The sequence below is a fragment of the Flavobacterium pokkalii genome, assembly GCF_014596575.1.
In the GTDB taxonomy this organism is placed as follows: Bacteria; Bacteroidota; Bacteroidia; order Flavobacteriales; family Flavobacteriaceae; genus Flavobacterium; species Flavobacterium pokkalii.
This window is the reverse complement of record NZ_NASZ01000017.1, coordinates 14,880-33,241: the sequence shown is the minus strand read 5'-3', so window position 1 is coordinate 33,241 and position 18,362 is coordinate 14,880. Positions and strand designations below refer to the sequence as shown.

Here is an 18,362-nt window from a genome sequence, read left to right as displayed (position 1 = left end):
AAAAATAATCATGATTTTCGGCCTTAGAATCGGAAATCATCAAGCGTTAATTCTCTCCCGAAACTTCGGGATTAAAATCTAAATTTATATAATGAAGCAACTTCAAAAGTTCTATCCGCATGCTTTAGCCGTTCTTGGTTTTGTTTTAGTTTCACTCCTTTATTTTTATCCTGTACTTCAGGGAAAACAAATTTTTCAATCGGATATTGCCCAATATACCGGTATGGCTAAGGAACAAAATGATTTCCGTGCCACCGAACATGTAGAACCTTATTGGACGAATTCGGCTTTTGGAGGAATGCCTACGTATCAGTTAGGAGCCAAATATCCCTATGATTTTATTGGTGCTGTAGATGATTTTTTACGTTTCTTACCGCGTCCAGCCGATTATTTATTTCTTTATTTCTTAGGTTTTTACGGTTTGCTTTTGGTTTTAAAAATGGATCCTTTAAAAGCATTTTTTGGAGCCATAGCCTTTGGTTTTTCTACTTATCTGATAATTATTCTGGGGGTTGGTCATAATGCGAAGGCGCATGCTATTGCTTATATGCCTTTGGTAATTGCCGGATTTTTATTGGTTTACCAGAAAAAGTATGTGTTGGGAGGCTTGTTGACGATGTTTGCCACAGCCTTGGAGATTAATGCGAATCACTTTCAAATGACGTATTATTTGCTGATTTTCTTATTAATTTTATCGGCTTATTATGCGTTTCATTTTATAAAAGACAAGGAGTACAAATCCTTTTTAACGGCTATGGGAGTTTTGATGGTGGCCGGTATTTTTGCCATTGGTGCCAATGCGACAAACTTATTAGCGACAGCGGAATATGCTGATTTTAGTACCCGCGGAAAAAGCGAACTAACCGTTAATCCGGATGGAACCCGAAGCACCAATACCAGTGCGATGACGCGCGATTATATTACCGAATACAGCTATGGAATTGCCGAAAGTTTCAATTTGATTGCCCCAAGACTTTTTGGAGGTTCTAATCATGAGGCTTTAGGAAAAGACAGCAGCATGTATGATTTTATGATTGGTCAGGGAGTGCCGGAATCTCAGGCGGCTGATATTATTACGGCTATGCCAACTTATTGGGGTGATCAGCCTATTGTGGCTGCTCCGGCTTACATTGGAGTTGTGGTTTTCTTTTTGGGAATTTTGGCTTTAATAATCGATGAAAGAAAAATAAAATATGTGTTCCTTTCGGGAGCAGTTGTCGCTTTGTTACTTTCCTGGGGGAAAAATTTACCCGCATTAACCGATTTCTTTATCGATCATGTACCGATGTACAATAAGTTTAGAGCGGTTTCTTCGATTCAGGTGGTTTTAGAATTGTGCTTTCCGGTGTTAGCCATTATGGGATTGCAGTCTTTTTTTAAAGTTGATAAAACCGAACAATGGAGAGGTTTGTGGCAGTCGGCTGCTATTGGTTTGGGAACGATAATAATTTTGTTTCTGAGCAAAAGTATGTTTAGTTTCACCAGTGCTAACGACGAATATTTTATCCAAAGTTACGGACCGGGTTTTGTGGATGCACTTAAAAATGACCGAAAAACCTTGTACAGCGCCGATTTATTACGTTCCGGTTTCTTCATTCTTTTAACAGCCGGAATGTTATGGATGGTAATTAAAAACCGTCTGGCGCAAAACACAGCCATTATTTTAATTGGTTTGTTTATGATTTCCGATTTGTTTTTTGTGGATAAAAAGTACGTTTCGGCTAAGGATTTTGTGAGCGGAAGAGAAGTTGAAGTTCCGTTTCAGGAAACGCCTTCCGATGCTCAGATTTTAAGAGATACGACACATTATCGTGTGTTTGAAGTGAGTGGGAATTTCTCCAGCGCCCGAACTTCTTATTTTCATAAATCAATTGGTGGTTACCATGCGGCAAAACCACGTAGAATGCAGCAATTATTTGATTATCAGATTGCCAAAAATAATTTGGAAATCCTGAATATGCTGAACGTAAAATATGTGATTCAAACGGATAAAGAAGGAAAAGAATTTCCAACGGTTAATCCGGATGCTAACGGAAATGCCTGGTTTGTTCACAACATAAAATTTGTAAACAAAGCCAATGATGAAATGAAAGCATTGGATCATATCAATACGAAAAAAGTAGCGGTATTTAATATGCAGTTGTACCGAAATAAATTTAAAAACGCCCGTTTAAAACGCAATTTAGACACGACAGGAACTATTCAGTTGCGAGTTTATAAACCTAATTATATTAAATATCTTTCAGATAGTAAGAAAGAAGGGTTGGCGGTTTTTTCTGAAATTTATTATCCAAATGGCTGGAATGCTTATGTGGACGGTGTGAAAACCGACCATTTTCCGGTGGATTATGTTTTAAGAGCGATGATGATTCCGGCAGGAGTTCATACCATAGAATTTAAATTTGAGCCAGAAGTTATTCAAACAGGAAGCACTATAACATTAATCAGTGGTGTAGGAATGCTGTTGTTGTTCATTGGCGGTGTTTATTACGAACGAAAAAAAGGATTAAAGATTTAAGAATAACGATTTTTGATTGCAGATTTTAATCAGTAATCAAAAATCGTTAATCTTCATTCAATAATCATCTGCTTCATTATTATAAAAAGTAAAAAGGAAATTGGAACCAAAAAAAATCCTTATCATCACTTATTATTGGCCACCAGCCGGAGGACCGGGCGTACAACGCTGGCTGAAATTTGTAAAATATTTGCCTGATTTTGGAATTCAGCCTGTTGTTTATATTCCTGAAAATCCAACGTATCCTATTGTTGATGAAAATTTAGGAAATGAAGTTTCGGATAAGGCGATTATTTTGAAGCAAAAAATCTTTGAACCGTACCAATTAGCTTCCTTTTTATCGAAAAATAAAACGAAGAAAATGAATTCGGGGATTATTCCTAATCAAAAAAAACAATCTTTTTTAGACAAAGTTTTTCTTTGGATTCGTGGTAATTTGTTTATTCCGGATGCCCGTTTTTTTTGGGTAAAACCATCTGTGGCTTATTTGGAAAAATATATTTTGGAAAATAATATTGATACTATCGTTACTTCGGGGCCTCCGCACAGTTTGCATTTGATTGGTTTGGATTTGAAAAAGAAACTAAATCTGAAATGGTTTGCCGATTTTAGAGATCCGTGGACAACGATAGGTTATCATAAATCTTTGCGATTGTCTGATTTTGCGGCCAAAAAACACAAACAATTGGAGTCGGAAGTGTTGAATACAGCCGATACGATTATTGTAACTAGTAAAAGCACTAAAAAAGAGTTTGAAGTACTTACGACCCAACCTATTGCAGTAATTACTAATGGTTATGATGTAGAAAAAGTGGAAAAGCAATCATTGGATTCTAAGTTTTCTCTGGCTCATATCGGTTCGTTTCTTTCGGCCAGAAATCCTAAATTATTATGGGAAGCTTTGGTGGAATTGCTTAATGAGATTCCGGAGTTTAAAAAACATTTAGAGCTGAAATTAATTGGCGCGGTAAGTCAGGAAGTTTTAGATACAATTGCGGCTTTTGGACTGAATGCTTATGTGAACAATTTAGGTTATGTTTCGCACGAAGAAGCCATAGCACACCAACGAAAATCTCAGGTTTTATTACTTATCGAAATTGATTCGGAAGAAACGAAGAGTATTATTCCGGGAAAACTGTTCGAATATATGGTTTCTAATCGCCCGATTATTGCTATTGGACCCAAAGATTCTGATTTTGCAGAAATCATTACCAGTACAAATACCGGAGTGTTTTTTGAATATACTGAAAAAGAGAGGTTGAAAAACACAATTGTAACGTACTATAGCCAGTTTCTTGAAGGAAAATTACAATCTCATGGTGTTGGTTTGCAAAAGTATTCGAGAAAAAATTTGACAGAGCAATTGGTGCAACTTCTAACTTCATACTTATAAATGGGACTTGTTTTAAATCAGTCGTTAAAGAATACGATTTTAACCTATATTGGTTTTGGAATTGGTGCAGTTAATACCATTTATTTGTATCCTTTCTTTTTAGGAGCAACTTATTATGCGTTGAATAATTACATTCTGTCGGCAGCGGCGATTATCATGCCTTTGCTGGCTTTTGGAATGCAAAATACACTGGTAAAATTCTTTTCTCAGTGTAAAAATGATACCGAAGAAAATCAGTTTTTGTCCTTTGCGGTTTGGTTTCCCTTAGTTTTGTCAGTTCCCTTATTATTAATTTGTTTGGTTTTTTACGGAGATATTGCGGCCTATTTGTCCAAAGTAAATCCGATAGTTAAAGACTTTTTATGGCTGATTCCGTTTATTGGCTTGTGTATGGCTTATTTCGAAATATTTTATGCCTGGGCCAGAGTGCAAATGCATTCGGTTTTTGGAAATTTTATTAAAGAAGTAGGCTTGCGCTTGTTTTCATTAATTGCTTTGATTGGGGTTTATTACAAATGGATTACACCTATTCAGTTTATTTATGTTACTGCAGTTATTTATTTTATAGCCTTTTTGGTGACGATGTTTTATGCATTTTATTTAAAAAAACCGCATTTTCAGCTGACTGTTCCACACAATGTAAGGGATATTAGCGTTTATACTTTTTTTATCATTTTGTCCGGCGGTGTAGCTTCTTTGTTGTTGGATATTGACAAGTTAATGCTGAATCAGTATATCAAAATTGAGAATATTGCTTATTATTCAGTGGCAACATACATTGCCTTGGTGATTTCGGTGCCAAGCCGTGCCATGCATCAAATTGTGTATCCAATTACTGCCAAATTAATGCACGAAGAAAAACACGACGAACTGAATGATTTGTACAAGAAGACTTCAATCAATTTGCAAATCGTAGGCGGTTATGTGATGCTGTGTATTTTTGTCAATATCGGTCAGCTGTACGAAATGATTCCGGAGGAATACAAAGGCGGAATTTCGGTGGTGTTTATGATTGGGCTTTCCAAATATTTTGATTTGATTTTAGGGAATAACAATGCGATTATTTTTAATACAAAATATTACCGGGCGGTGTTGTTTTTGGGAGTGATATTGGTTTTTCTTACTGTTGGACTGAATATGATTTTTATTCCGTTGTACGGAATTATCGGTTCGGCTTTTGCGACACTGTTGTCAATTACTTTGTATAGTTTGGCTAAGTTAATGTTTGTTGTAAAACGATTGCATTTGTATCCTTTTACCAATCAAACTTTGTATTCCATGGGACTTACATTTGTATTGTTTTTAGCTTTTTATTTTTGGGAATTTCCTTTAAATCCTATTATCGCCATTGGAATAAAATCGGTTTTGGTGACGATTGCTTATGTGTATTTGAATTATAAGTTTGTTATTTCTTCTCAAATTAACGAGGTGATTGACGGATTAATCCAAAAGTATCTTAAAAAAGTTTAGTTTTTAAGTGTTAATCACCAAAAGTGGGTATTGTACATCGTAATTTGTGGTATTAATTTTGTGGTAAATGAAGTCTTTTTAGTGAAGTACTAATTTCTAAAATTCCTCAAATCATGAAAAATACAATGGTCGTGGCAGTCGAAAATGTAGCGTTAACTCAAGTTGTAGCTCAAAAAATCAGAAAAGGATTTGTTGTTGAAGAGGTGAATAATAAATTGCCTTTTGCGGTTTTGTCTAAGAAACCGGAGAAAGTAAATCATCAGCTTAATTTTTGGATTTCCTGTGCTACTTTTGGATTGTGGTCTATTCCCTGGATTTATAAATCGTATAAAGCTAAAAAAGAAAAGAAAATTATTGTTGCTATTGATGAAGACGGAAAGTTGTTTGAAGAAGAATGTTACAACTAGTTAAGTTTTTTATGGTGATCAAAGTAGCAATGTTTGCCTTTGTTTTTATTACTTTTTTTTCCTGTAATACTAGAGATAAAAAAGTTAATCTGGCTATCAATCCTAAAAAAGAAGTTGTAATTAATAATTTAGCGGGGAAAGTTTATTTTTTTGCTCCAAAATTAGATACTTTGCAGTGCAAATCTTATGGAGAGTGTGATTGTTGTGCTTCTACTATTTTGTTTCTTGATAATACAAATTTCTTAACAATTTATCATTGTGAGTCAGATGAGGAAATAGTTAAAGGAACTTATCAAATAAAAAGCGATAAAGTTTATTTGGAATATGATACTCTAAAAGTTGTCAAAGAATATAATTGGGAAAAAGAAGCCGATACAACAGGAACAGTTAAAGAGGAATATTTTATAAAAACATTAAATTCAGAATCTTCTAAATCAATTTTGAAATATTTGATGTGCAAAGAACAAGTATGTTTGCAAACAGAAGATGAAGAAAAATTATACGGTACATTGAATACTGAAACTACGCTTCAGGAAGAATTGCAAAAGTTGAAAGATTTAGGTATTTGGGATAAATTAAAATAAATTTTTTGTTTGTACCGCAAATTCGCAGTTTAGAATAGTAATCTGCGAATTTGCGGTTCTTTTTTTACAGCTTTTCTTTAAGGTATTTAGCCGTTATTGATTTTTTACTTTTAACAATTTCTTCCGGAGTGCCTTCGGCTAATAATTGTCCGCCATTTTCGCCACCTTCAGGGCCTAAATCAATAATCCAGTCGGCACATTTAATCAGGTCGAGATTGTGTTCGATGACTAATAAAGAATGTCCTTTTTCAATTAAAGCATCAAAAGAAGCCAGTAGTTTTTTAATATCGTGAAAATGCAAACCGGTTGTTGGTTCGTCAAAAACAAATAAAGCTTTTTCTTTGGCGGCACCTTTTACCAGGAAAGAAGCCAGTTTGATACGTTGGGCTTCCCCGCCCGAAAGAGTAGAAGACGATTGTCCTAACTGTACATAACCTAAACCTACATCCTGCAAGGGTTTTAGTTTTTGTGTGATTTTGGCTTGTTTACTCGTTTCAAAAAAAGCAACGGCATCATCAATAGTCATCGTCAGGATGTCGTTGATATTTTTGCCTTCAAAAGCTACTTCTAAGATTTCTTTCTTGAATCGTTTGCCGTTGCAGGTTTCGCAAGGCAATTGCACATCGGCCATAAATACCATTTCTACATTAATGGTCCCTTCGCCACTACAAGTTTCACAACGACCTCCGTCAACGTTGAAAGAAAAATGTTTGGGTTGATAACCTCTGAGTTTAGAGAGTTTTTCTTTAGCAAATAAATCTCGGATGTCGTCATAAGCTTTGATGTACGTCACAGGATTAGAACGCGAACTTCTCCCAATCGGGTTTTGGTCCACATATTCGATGTGCTTGATATGAGAAAATGAACCTGTGATTTCGGTAAATTGTCCGGCTTTGTCACCTGTATGATCCAATTTTTTTTGCATCGCCGGAAACAGGATTTTTTTAACTAAGGTACTTTTTCCGCTTCCCGAAACACCTGTGATGACCGTAAGTACATCCAGCGGGAATTTGACATCAATATTTTGCAGGTTGTTTTCCCTCGCACCTTTAATTTCTACAAAATTTTTAAAAGCACGACGTTTTTTAGGAACTGTAATTTCTAAATTTCCGTTTAGATATTTAGCCGTTAAAGAACTGGAGTTTAGAATTTCGTCAAAATTCCCCTGAGCGACCAGTTTTCCCCCAAAACTTCCGGCTTCGGGACCAATATCGATAATCATATCGGCGGCTTTCATAATGTCTTCATCATGTTCCACCACAATTACGGTATTTCCTAAATCACGTAACGACAACAATACTTTTATCAGTCGTTCGCTGTCTTTTGGATGCAAACCAATGCTCGGTTCGTCTAAAATATACATGGAGCCAACTAAGCTGCTTCCCAGAGAAGTTGCTAAATTAATTCGCTGTGATTCACCTCCGGAAAGTGTGGCGGAATTTCGATTCAGCGTTAAATAATCCAAGCCTACTTCGCTCAAAAAGGATAAACGATTGTTGATTTCAACCAATAATCTTTTGGCAATTTGGCTTTCGTATGAATTTAACTCTAAGTTTTTGAAAAAATCTACCAAGTGTCTGATTGGCAAATCCACTAAATCAGAAACTGTTTTTTCATTGATTTTAATATAAGAAGCTTCCGGACGCAGGCGTTTACCTTTACAAGCTTGGCATTTAGTTTTTCCTCGATAACGCGAAAGCATCACACGATTTTGAATTTTATAATTTTTCTCTTCCAATTCCTGAAAAAAGTCGTTCAATCCCTGGAAATAAGAGTTTCCGATCCAGATTAGCTCTTTTTGCGCTTCGGTTAACTGAAAGTAAGGCTTGTGAATTGGAAAGTCAAATTTATAAGCCGAATTGACCAATTGGTCGCGGTACCAACTCATGCTTTCCCCACGCCAAGGGAAAATAGCATTTTCGTAAATTGACAAACTGGTATTTGGAATAACCAGTTCGGCATCAATGCCAATGATGTTTCCATAACCTTCACAACTAGGGCAGGCACCGTAAGGATTGTTGAAACTGAATAAATGTACGTTTGGTTCTAAAAAACTAATACCGTCCAGTTCGAAATTATTGGAGTAATCCAAACGTTTTTCTGAATTGTGTTCCTGCAGGTAACAAATTCCTTTGCCTTCGTAAAAGGCAGTTTGTACGGCATCGGCAAGGCGGTTGTAGAATTCTTCTTCGTCTTTTACCACAATTCGATCTACAATTAAAAGAATGTCTTTGTGATCATAATTGTGTTTTTCGGTTACTTCCAGCGAAGTCGAAAATTCGTCTAAGCGAACGGTTTCGTTATTGACTAATATTCTGGAAAATCCTTGTTGAAGCAGCGCTTTTAATTTGTTTTCTAACTGACGTCCTTCTTCCAGATGAATAGGAGCAAGGAGTAACCATCGACTGTTAAGTTCCAGATTTTTTACATCATTGATAACATCAGTAACCGTATTTTTTTTGACTTCACGACCGGAAATTGGCGAAAAAGTTCGGCCAATTCGGGCATACAACAATTTCATGTAGTCGTAAATTTCAGTCGAAGTTCCCACGGTAGAACGCGCATTGGTCGTGTTTACTTTTTGCTCAATAGCAATTGCCGGAGCAATTCCTTTGATGTATTCTACTTTGGGTTTGTCTAAACGACCTAAGAATTGTCGGGCATAGGAAGACAAGCTTTCTACATAACGGCGTTGTCCTTCGGCATACAAAGTGTCAAAAGCCAAACTGGATTTTCCGGAACCCGAAAGTCCTGTAATTACCACTAATTTATTTCGTGGTATTACAACGTCAAGATTTTTTAAATTATGGACCTGAGCCCCTTTGATGATGATGTTTTTCTTAGGATCTATTTTAGAAAAGTCAACTTTCATAGAAAAAATAAAATTTGTACAAAAGTAAACATTTTATAACTGAGAATTGAATAGAATGCAATCCTATAGCTAAAAGTGGTAAGGCTTTGGTTTTTAAAAAATTAAGTTGAAATAATGTAAAATAATAATGAGATTTTGTAAAATATTGTAAAACATTGTTTTTGGTTTAATTTTTGTCAAATTTATTTGCTGAGCAAAATAATTATTTGTTAAATTTGAAAAACAATTCATAAAAAAATAAAAGCGCCTATAGTAAAAAACTACTTTTTAGAAAAATAATACCCTATTAACTCTTACTAAAAAGTATTACTATGATAGCTAATATTCAAATTCCAGACGCCTTGTTGGTACAGGATTATGTGGCAGGTAACGAAGACGCCTTAGCTACCTTAATCAAACGACACGAATCCAAAATTTACGGTTTTATATATTCGAAAGTATCCGACAGGGATGTTTCTAATGATATTTTTCAGGACACCTTTATAAAAGTAATCAATACCTTAAAATCTAATTCGTATAACGAAGAAGGAAAATTTCTTCCTTGGGTAATGCGCATTGCACATAATCTGGTGATTGATTATTTTAGAAAAAACAAGAAAATGCCATTGTATCGGGAAACAGAAGAATTTTCGGTTTTTTCGATTATAACCGATGATTCTTTAACCATTGAAAATAAACTGATTGCTGATCAGGTTGAATTGGATATCCGAAAACTCATTGAAGAACTTCCCGAAGATCAGAAAGAAGTGCTGATCATGCGGATGTATAAAGACATGAGTTTTAAAGAGATTTCAGAAATTACAGGTGTAAGTATCAATACTTCTTTAGGGAGAATGCGTTATGCTTTGATGAATTTGAGAAAAGTAATTGACAAGCATCAAATTATTTTGACGAATTAAGCAATATTCTAATAATTGTCACGTTGTATTCTAACAATATATTAAAAGAACAACATGGCAAAACTTTACTCTAAGAAAAATCTAGTTCCTACGCAGATGAAACCTAAAAAAGAAGTGATTTCTTTTCTGTTAAATTATTCCAAGGCGCTTTATATCATTAAGGTAGCGGATAATAGTTTTGAAATTATTACAAACTAGTTAAGCCAATTTGGCTGTTTGGTAAATCTCACTGCTTGTTAAAAAATCAGTGAGATTTACTTTTTATAGCCATCTAAATTTGTTTTTCTTCCAATGGTTTTGGTGATAATATCTTTTTCCAAATCCAAACCTCTTGCCGGTGAATATTCTCTTCCGTACCAAATAATCTGCAAATGCAAATCGTTCCACAATTCTTCCGGGAATAAGCGTTTGGCATCTTTTTCGGTTTGAACCACACTTTTTCCATTGGATAAATTCCAGCGGTACATCAGGCGATGAATGTGTGTGTCCACCGGAAAAGCCGGAACGCCAAAAGCCTGCGACATCACCACACTGGCGGTTTTGTGCCCCACAGCCGGTAAAGCTTCTAAATCTTCAAAATTTTGCGGAACTTCTCCGTTGTGTTTTTCGATTAATATTTGTGATAGACCATAAATTCCTTTTGATTTCATGGGGGATAAACCACAAGGACGAATGATTTCCTTGATTTCTTCTACCGACATTTTAACCATGTCATACGGATTGTCCGCTTTCGCAAAAAGTAAAGGGGTTATTTGATTGACACGTACATCGGTACATTGCGCCGAAAGTAAAACCGCAATCAGTAAAGTATAAGGGTCTTTATGGTCTAAAGGAATTGGGATAGTAGGATAAAGCTCTTTTAACGTATTTATAACAAATGTTACCCGTTCTTGTTTGGTCATTATTGTAAATTTATATCTTGTAAAAATAATATAAAAAATATCAATTAAGAAAAACAAGTCTTAGTGAACTTTGCGAATGCTTAGTGCACTTTGCGTTTAAATATAAATAATTATGATAACATTAAAAAAAGGCGATAAGGCTCCCGATTTTTTTGGAGTGGATCAGGACGGGAAACCGCATCAATTAGAAGATTACAAAGGCAAAAAATTAGTCGTTTTCTTTTATCCAAAAGCCAGTACGCCGGGATGTACTGCTGAAGCCTGTGATTTAAGAGATAATTTTGAACGTTTTCAGGCGAATAATTATGCGCTTTTAGGTGTTAGTGCCGATTCAGCAAAAGCGCAAGCCAAATTCAAAGATAAATACGAATTTCCTTTTCCGTTATTGGCTGATGAAGAAAAAGAAGTGATTAATGCTTTTGGAGTTTGGGGACCTAAGAAATTCATGGGACGTGAATACGATGGCATTCACCGCACGACTTTTGTAATCGACGAAAACGGAATCATCGATGAGGTGATTGAAAATGTCAAAACCAAAGAGCATGCTGCTCAGATTTTGAAATAAAATTGAAACGCCACAAGTGATTGTGGCGTTTTTGGTTTATATGATTGTGTGAATATTTTTATTAGTTTGCTGGGAAAAAAGTATGTTCATTTTTGTCATTCCGAAGAATGAGGAATCTCATAGTGAATTTCGATAAAAAAAAGCTTTTTTATTATTGTTGCGGGCACGGATTACAATCGGAATTTTTAATTCATTTTATTTTTAAACAAATATGATCTTAATAAATTTTCGTGTATTTGTACAGGTAATTGAAAATAATTTTTTTTTGTGCGAGGGCGTAGAAGATAAAATTTATCAATTTTGATTTTTGTGCTGTCACTTTTTTTATAATATCCTTTTAATCTAAATGCATAAAGCGAATAGAAAGAAGTGTCTTTTGGGATTTCCAAGCTATTATAAAGTGATTCCTCTTTTGCAATAGTTTGACCTTTATAGAATATATTTATATTTTTTTTTATAGTTAATATGTTTCCATTAGGTGTAAAAGCAAAGATGTCAAACATAAAATTAATATTGAAACTTACAGCATCATGTGAAATTATAGTGTATTGAACTTTATAGGTTTTATCTATAAAGTGTGTGCTATCTTTTATTTGTAAATTTGTTAAAGAAATTAATGGTGGTTCTCCATTTATTATAGTAGTTTTAATTGAATCCTTTAATTTTAATACTTGGTTTTTAATCGTATCATATTGCAGTCCTTGTTTTTTAAAAGCAATTGATAAGTTATCAAAAAGTTTTTGTGTAGAACTTTCAATACCTTTTGTTATAATACTATCTCTGGAATTTTGTTCTGATGCTAATATTTTGTCTTTGTAGTCAGTAACTCTACGGTTATTTATTTCCTGTAGTGTCAAAACAATAGCTATGCCTGAGCCGATTGAAATAGCAATCCAGCCTCTTTTTGTTATTTTTTTCCACCAATTTTTATGTCTATGATCTGTTAGTCCTCCTTTTGTAGTCACCATTGTTAACCATAAGGTTAAAAGAGCAATAATAGTTATGAAATATATATTGTCAATAGTAATTGTTGTAATATTCATTTGCTAAATAAAAAAGGGAGTAGTTATTTATAGAATTTAAAATAATGATTATTTCAATATCATAATGTGATTTGTGTTTGCTTTTTGTCAAGCAACATTATTATAAGTTTGATAAAATTAGCTTTATCATTCTAAATAAAATTTCGTTATTTCAAAAATAAGATTTTTATTTCAAGAATATACTATAATCTTCATTAATGAAAAAACGCCACAATCACTTGCGGCGTTTTGATAAATTGAAATAAATATTATTCCGCTAAAACCTTATTAGGGTCGTAGCCAAAAAGTTTTTTCTCTTTAATGATTTCGGCAACACCGGCAGGCAGCATTGGTTCCCATCCTGGTATTCCGTTGTTAATCATTTTCAATACCTCACGGGAGAATATTTTCAGGTTTTCCGGGTTGTAATCTTCCACATCGATTACTTTTCCGTTGAACTTGAAGAATTTGTACAGTTCTTTCATTCGCGGATGCACTTTCAGGTTCTCGGAAGTGGTTACTTCTCCGTTTTCATCCAGCATTGGATACAACAATACTTTCATATCACGGAAGAATAATTTTCCAAAAGCTTCCAAAATTCCACCACTTAAATGACGGTAGTATTTCTCGTCAAAAATATCGACTAAGTTGTTTACTCCCATTGCCAGTCCCATACGGGCTTTGGTATAATTGGCAAAATATTCTACTACTTTATAATATTCCTGGAAATTAGAAATCATTACCGTTTGTCCCAGGGAACAAAGTAATTCGGCACGATCCATAAAATCACGTTCGTCGATTTCTCCGTCTGAACGTAAGTTAGACAAGGTGATTTCAAAAATCACCAAGGTGTTTTCTTTGTCAACCTTATTTTCTTCTAGAAACATTTTCAACGATTTCTCATACATGTCCATATTTACCTTAGTAACCGGACGAAAACTTCCTCTTAAAGCCAGAATATTTTTCTTGTATAAAACGGCAGCAGGAAGAATATTTTTTCCTTTCGGATTGAACATTACTGCATCGGTCATGCCATTTTTTACCAATTGCAAACTGATTAAACGGTTGTCCACATCGGCAAATCGCGGTCCGGAAAAATTGATGGTGTCAATTTCCAGTTGGTCTTTGTCTAAATGGTCGTATAAATAACGCAGTAATTTTTTAGGGTCGTTGTATTTGTAGAAAGCGCCATAGATAAGGTTTACTCCAAGGATTCCCAGTGTTTCCTGTTGTAGTTTGGCATCGGTTTCTTTAAAACGAATGTGAAGAATGATTTCGTTATAATCTTCGTTAGGATCAATCTGATAACTGATTCCTACCCAACCATGCCCTTTGAATTGTTTGGCGAAGTCGATTGTGGCTACCGTATTGGCGTAGCTGAAAAACATTTTGTTCGGATGTTTGTCGCGACTCAGTCGTTTTTCGATAAGGCTTACTTCGTGCGACAGCATTTTCTTCAGTCGGTTTTCGGTTACATAGCGTCCGTCTTTTTCGCTTCCGTAAACTGCATCACTAAAATCCTTATCGTAAGCCGACATGGCTTTTGCAATTGTTCCCGACGAACCACCGGCTCTGAAAAAGTGTCTTACTGTTTCCTGTCCTGCGCCAATCTCGGCAAATGTTCCATAAATATTTTCATTTAAATTGATACGTAGTGCCTTGTCTTTTATCGAAGGGACTTGTGCTATGACTCTGTCTCCTTTTAGTTTTATTTCGCTACTCATTTTTTTGTTTAATTTTTATGTATTTGCCTGATGTTACAAAGTTAATTAAATAGCCAGGCTAATAAAACAGAAATAATCCTATTTTTGTGAAAAAATTAGGATTTGAAGGTATATTTTTTAGGTACAGGCACTTCTCAGGGTATTCCGGTTATCGGTAGCGACCATCCTGTGTGCAAAAGTACAGACAGTAAAGACAAAAGACTACGGGTTTCGGTATTAATTCGTTGGGATGATTATGCTTATGTAATTGATTGTGGTCCTGATTTTAGACAACAAATGCTGACTTCCAACTGTCATAAAGTGGACGGAATTATTTTTACCCATGAACATGCCGATCATACTGCCGGTTTAGATGATATCCGACCGTTTAATTTTCGTCAGGGCGAAATGCCTATTTATGCGCACCAAAGGGTTTTGAAGGATATGAAAAACCGTTTTGGTTATGTTTTTGAAACGGTTAATAAATATCCGGGAGCTCCTTCGGTCAAAACGATTGAAATAGTCAATAATGAGTCTTTTGCTATTGGAGATAAAACGGCGATTCCGGTTAATGTGATGCATGGCGATTTGCAGGTTTTTGGGTATCGTATAGATGATTTTGCTTATTTGACGGATGTCAAAACCATTGAAGACGTTGAAATTGATAAGCTGAAGAATCTGAAAGTTTTGGTAGTGAATGCCTTGCGTGAAGAACCGCATTTTTCCCATTTTAATTTGGAAGAAGCTTTGGCTTTTATTGCTTTAGTAAAACCGGAAAAGGCTTATTTGACGCATATTAGTCACATCATGGGCTTTCATGAAGAAGTACAACAAAAACTGCCGGAAAATGTTTTTCTGGCTTATGATAATTTAGAAATCACCCTGTAATATTTAAACAATGAAAAGATCATTTTTACTCTATGCCTTTATTTTATTGGTTTTAGTGAATGTTTTTACCTACTCTTTTTTGAGTAATGAAGTGAAATTTGAACAAGAACGCTATCAAAGAACCACTAAAAGACTGAAAGATAGTTTGAATTCATTAACGAATAAATTGAATGACGCGAATTATTTTTCGTTAGAAAAAAATGAAAATGCCCAAAATTATTTTGATTCGGCTGTAGCCAATAAAACAATTGCGTATGAAAAGTTAATTCCGGTAGTAACCGAAAAATTAATGGATTATAATGCAAATCCTAAAGGGAATCCGTATGTAGGACAGGATCAGATAGGCGCAAATAAATTTGTGATTAACAAAGTAAAAGTGTTGAATCACCGCTGGATTATTGCTGATTTTAGTGACGGAAATATGTGGGGAGAAGTGTTATTGAAATATTTTGTAAATGAGGACGAAAGCATTTCATTTGAAGTGATCCAGTCTTTGTTGTATGCGAAGTAATTTTTAAATATATAAGTCATATAAGTTTTCTAATAATCTAAATTGAAGTGTTTTTTGGATAAACTCTTATATAGGCTAATTTGTAAGTGTCAAAGACGCTTTAATGACTTATATGTTTAAAAAAATAAAGTGGTTCGCGCAGATTATTTACTGTAATAAGAAGGCTTTGCCTTAATATGTTATAATTATGAGGATGGTAAAAATTCCCAAATTCGTTGGAAACGTTTTTTTTTGCCATTTAAAAGGAAATCTTAATATTCGCAGAGGTTAATCTGGCAAACAGAAAGAACTTCCTTAAGTGGTATCTGTATTATAAAACCAAACTTAGACTTAGTTTTTTTAGCTATTAGGTACACCAAAAAATGTATAAAAAAGGGCAGAATAAACTGCCCTCATTTTTCGTATGTACATCAATCTATTGTTGATTGATTGCTCTTAAGTAGAGTCAATTTTCTTTTCGATTTGATTTTGAAAATAATCAATCTAAAATAAAATTTTACCCACTATTTTTGACCACATTATCTTTTTTTATTAAGTTGAAAATGCAGTAATTACATTTTTACAGTCCAGCCAAATGTGTCTTCGGCTAATTTATGTTGGATATTTGTTAGCTTTTCTTTTAATTGTAAAGCAACTGAATCTTTAATTTTTGGTAATTCAAAATATTCGTCTTTGTAAGCAAATCCTTTTATAGGGCTTACTACGGCAGCAGTTCCGGCTCCGAAGATTTCTTTCAAATTTCTGTTTTTAATGCCTTCGATTAATTCAGAAACCAAGACAGGTCTTTCTTCGATTGCAATTCCTTCTCTTTTTGCCATGTCGATAAGACTTTTTCTGGTTACACCATCTAAAATTCTTTCGCTGGTTGGCGCTGTTACTAAAGTGTCATTGAATCTAAAGAACACGTTCATCGTTCCGGCTTCTTCAAGTTTAGTATGCGTAGCATCGTCAGTCCAGATGATTTGTTGGAATCCTTCTTTATTCGCTAAACTTGTTGGGTAGAATTGTCCGGCATAGTTTCCGGCAGTTTTAGCAGCACCAATACCACCATTAGCCGCTCTGCTGTAATGCTCAGCGATAAGAACTTTTACTTCGCCTGAATAATAAGCTTTTGCAGGCGATAAAATAATCATGAATTTGTATTCATTAGATGGATTGGCAACTACACCAAAACCGGTTGCAATCATAAACGGTCTGATATAAAGGCTGTTTCCTAAACCTTTTTTAATCCAGGCTTCGTCTAATTTTAATAATTGACTGAGTCCTTCCATGAATAAAGATTCAGAAATTTCAGGCATTGCCATTCTAACAGCTGAACTGTTAAAACGCTTGATATTTTCGTCCGGTCTGAATAACCAAATGTCATTATTATCATCTTTATAGGCTTTCATTCCTTCAAAAATAGCTTGCCCGTAGTGGAAAACTCTTGACGAAGGATCCATCATAAATGGAGCGTAAGGTTTAATAGTAGGGTTTTGCCATTCTCCGTTTTTAAAATCGCATTCAAATAAGTGATCAGTAAAAACAGAACCAAAATTTAAATTTTCAAAATCTACTTCGTTAATTTTTGTATTAGGGGCTTTTATAATTTCAATTTTGTTGGCTTGAGCTGTACTCATAATAATAAGTTTTTTGTTTTTTGAATAAATAATTAAGCTTAAGTATAAAAATCTGTTATATGATAAACTAAACTTTGTTTTATGCAAAATTAAATAAAAATGAGTGAAAAGCTTGCTATAATTTTAATAATTGTTGCTAATGAATAAGATTTCTGTAATGTTCAAAAAAAAAGAAAAAAATAATAATTTTTTATATGAAATATGCAATAAATCAATCTTTTTTGAGGTTTTGTATTTGGTTTTTTGAGTAATTTTGGGTTGCAATTTGATAAAATATTAAAATAATAAGTTGAAAAGAGAAGTAATAAAGACTCAGGACGGCTCGACAACCATTCATTTAGAAGAATGGAATGAGAGTTATCATTCGAAACACGGAGCCATTCAGGAGGCTAAACATGTTTTTATAAAAAACGGATTGGCATTATTTTCGGAACAAAAAGTCGCTATTTTAGAAATAGGTTTTGGTACCGGATTAAATGCCTTTATTAGTTTTTTGGAAGCGCAAAAAATGAATCAGAGTGTTGATTACGTAGGAGTTGAAGCTTATCCTGTGGCTGCAAAGGAAATTTTAGAAATGAATTATGTAGCCGAATTGGAAGCTGAAGAGCAACAGCAGGTTTTTGAGAAAATGCACGAGTCTAATTGGAATGAGAAAATAAAATTAAGCGATAATTTTACGATAGTTAAAAGACAGCAATTTTTTCAGGATATTGATGATGTGGCGCAGTTTGATCTGATTTATTTTGATGCTTTTGGTTACAGAGTCCAGCCGGAATTATGGAGTACTTTAATATTTAAGAAAATGTATGATGCTCTCAAGGAAAATGGAGTTTTAGTCACTTATGCCGCAAGGGGAGTAGTTAAAAGAAGTATGATTGAGGTTGGGTTTAGAGTTGAGAAGTTAGAAGGGCCTCCGGGAAAAAGAGAAATGTTCAGAGCTTTTAAGTAAAAAATATTTTTATGAAAATTTTGGCTTAAATTGTTTGTAATAATGTTGACAAATTATCGT

General features: G+C 34.3%; 16 protein-coding genes. 11 read left to right on the top strand and 5 right to left on the bottom strand.

Going from position 1 to position 18,362, the window contains the following annotated elements:
- Window positions 1-91: 91 nt before the first annotated feature.
- The 5 genes from B6A10_RS11235 to B6A10_RS11215 all read left to right on the top strand — a co-directional run bounded on the left by B6A10_RS11235 (window position 92) and on the right by B6A10_RS11215 (window position 6,372).
- Window positions 92-2,518 carry a YfhO family protein gene (locus B6A10_RS11235; protein WP_188220936.1) on the top strand — a complete coding sequence of 809 codons (2,427 nt, stop codon included), beginning with the start codon at window positions 92-94 and terminating at the stop codon, window positions 2,516-2,518.
- A 100-nt stretch (window positions 2,519-2,618) separates the two neighbouring features.
- Entirely contained in the window at window positions 2,619-3,911 is a 1,293-nt protein-coding gene (locus tag B6A10_RS11230; RefSeq protein ID WP_188220935.1) for a glycosyltransferase family 4 protein, read from the top strand.
- A complete protein-coding gene (locus B6A10_RS11225; protein ID WP_055090244.1) occupies window positions 3,912-5,381 on the top strand; it encodes a lipopolysaccharide biosynthesis protein in 1,470 nt (489 codons plus the stop codon).
- Window positions 5,382-5,494: 113 nt separating this feature from the next.
- Window positions 5,495-5,788 carry a hypothetical protein gene (locus tag B6A10_RS11220; protein ID WP_055090246.1) on the top strand — a complete coding sequence of 98 codons (294 nt, stop codon included), beginning with the start codon at window positions 5,495-5,497 and terminating at the stop codon, window positions 5,786-5,788.
- Window positions 5,776-6,372, top strand: coding sequence for a hypothetical protein (locus tag B6A10_RS11215; protein WP_188220934.1), 597 nt, complete (start codon window positions 5,776-5,778; stop codon window positions 6,370-6,372). The genes B6A10_RS11220 and B6A10_RS11215 overlap by 13 nt, the downstream gene beginning before the upstream one ends.
- 64 nt (window positions 6,373-6,436) lie before the next feature.
- Here B6A10_RS11215 and uvrA read toward each other — a convergent pair whose 3' ends face one another.
- Window positions 6,437-9,244, bottom strand: coding sequence for an excinuclease ABC subunit UvrA (gene uvrA / locus B6A10_RS11210; protein WP_188220933.1), 2,808 nt, complete (start codon window positions 9,242-9,244; stop codon window positions 6,437-6,439).
- 314 nt (window positions 9,245-9,558) lie between these two features.
- Here uvrA and B6A10_RS11205 point away from each other — a divergent pair, with 314 nt between their 5' ends.
- Both B6A10_RS11205 and B6A10_RS11200 read left to right on the top strand, forming a co-directional pair.
- On the top strand, window positions 9,559-10,143 hold the full coding sequence (locus B6A10_RS11205; RefSeq protein WP_026714071.1) for an RNA polymerase sigma factor: 585 nt from the start codon (window positions 9,559-9,561) through the stop codon (window positions 10,141-10,143).
- Between the two features lie 54 nt (window positions 10,144-10,197).
- On the top strand, window positions 10,198-10,341 hold the full coding sequence (locus tag B6A10_RS11200) for a hypothetical protein (protein WP_169736897.1): 144 nt from the start codon (window positions 10,198-10,200) through the stop codon (window positions 10,339-10,341).
- 56 nt (window positions 10,342-10,397) lie between these two features.
- Here the strand turns inward: B6A10_RS11200 and B6A10_RS11195 are convergent, their stop codons facing one another.
- Window positions 10,398-11,045, bottom strand: a complete 648-nt coding sequence (locus B6A10_RS11195; RefSeq protein WP_055090250.1) for an endonuclease III domain-containing protein — start codon at window positions 11,043-11,045, stop codon at window positions 10,398-10,400.
- Window positions 11,046-11,157: 112 nt separating this feature from the next.
- On the opposite strand from B6A10_RS11195, the gene bcp reads away from it, so the two are divergent.
- Window positions 11,158-11,610: a thioredoxin-dependent thiol peroxidase gene (bcp, locus tag B6A10_RS11190; RefSeq protein ID WP_055090252.1), complete on the top strand. Its 453-nt coding sequence runs from the start codon at window positions 11,158-11,160 to the stop codon at window positions 11,608-11,610.
- Window positions 11,611-11,795: 185 nt separating this feature from the next.
- Here bcp and B6A10_RS11185 read toward each other — a convergent pair whose 3' ends face one another.
- Together B6A10_RS11185 and B6A10_RS11180 are read right to left on the bottom strand one after the other, a co-directional pair.
- The gene (locus B6A10_RS11185; protein ID WP_188220932.1) at window positions 11,796-12,653 is read right to left on the bottom strand and encodes a hypothetical protein; all 858 of its coding nucleotides are present in this window, start codon (window positions 12,651-12,653) and stop codon (window positions 11,796-11,798) included.
- A 248-nt stretch (window positions 12,654-12,901) separates the two neighbouring features.
- Complete coding sequence (locus tag B6A10_RS11180; RefSeq protein ID WP_055090254.1) at window positions 12,902-14,356, bottom strand: TonB-dependent receptor; 1,455 nt, start codon at window positions 14,354-14,356, stop codon at window positions 12,902-12,904.
- A gap of 102 nt (window positions 14,357-14,458) precedes the next feature.
- Here B6A10_RS11180 and B6A10_RS11175 point away from each other — a divergent pair, with 102 nt between their 5' ends.
- The gene (locus B6A10_RS11175) at window positions 14,459-15,223 is read left to right on the top strand and encodes an MBL fold metallo-hydrolase (protein ID WP_188220931.1); all 765 of its coding nucleotides are present in this window, start codon (window positions 14,459-14,461) and stop codon (window positions 15,221-15,223) included.
- Window positions 15,224-15,233: 10 nt separating this feature from the next.
- The gene (locus B6A10_RS11170) at window positions 15,234-15,734 is read left to right on the top strand and encodes a hypothetical protein (protein WP_188220930.1); all 501 of its coding nucleotides are present in this window, start codon (window positions 15,234-15,236) and stop codon (window positions 15,732-15,734) included.
- A gap of 551 nt (window positions 15,735-16,285) precedes the next feature.
- Here B6A10_RS11170 and B6A10_RS11165 read toward each other — a convergent pair.
- Entirely contained in the window at window positions 16,286-17,353 is a 1,068-nt protein-coding gene (locus tag B6A10_RS11165; protein ID WP_188220929.1) for a branched-chain amino acid aminotransferase, read from the bottom strand.
- 289 nt (window positions 17,354-17,642) lie between these two features.
- On the opposite strand from B6A10_RS11165, the gene mnmD reads away from it, so the two are divergent.
- Complete coding sequence (gene mnmD / locus B6A10_RS11160) at window positions 17,643-18,302, top strand: tRNA (5-methylaminomethyl-2-thiouridine)(34)-methyltransferase MnmD (protein WP_055090261.1); 660 nt, start codon at window positions 17,643-17,645, stop codon at window positions 18,300-18,302.
- Window positions 18,303-18,362: the final 60 nt, after the last annotated feature.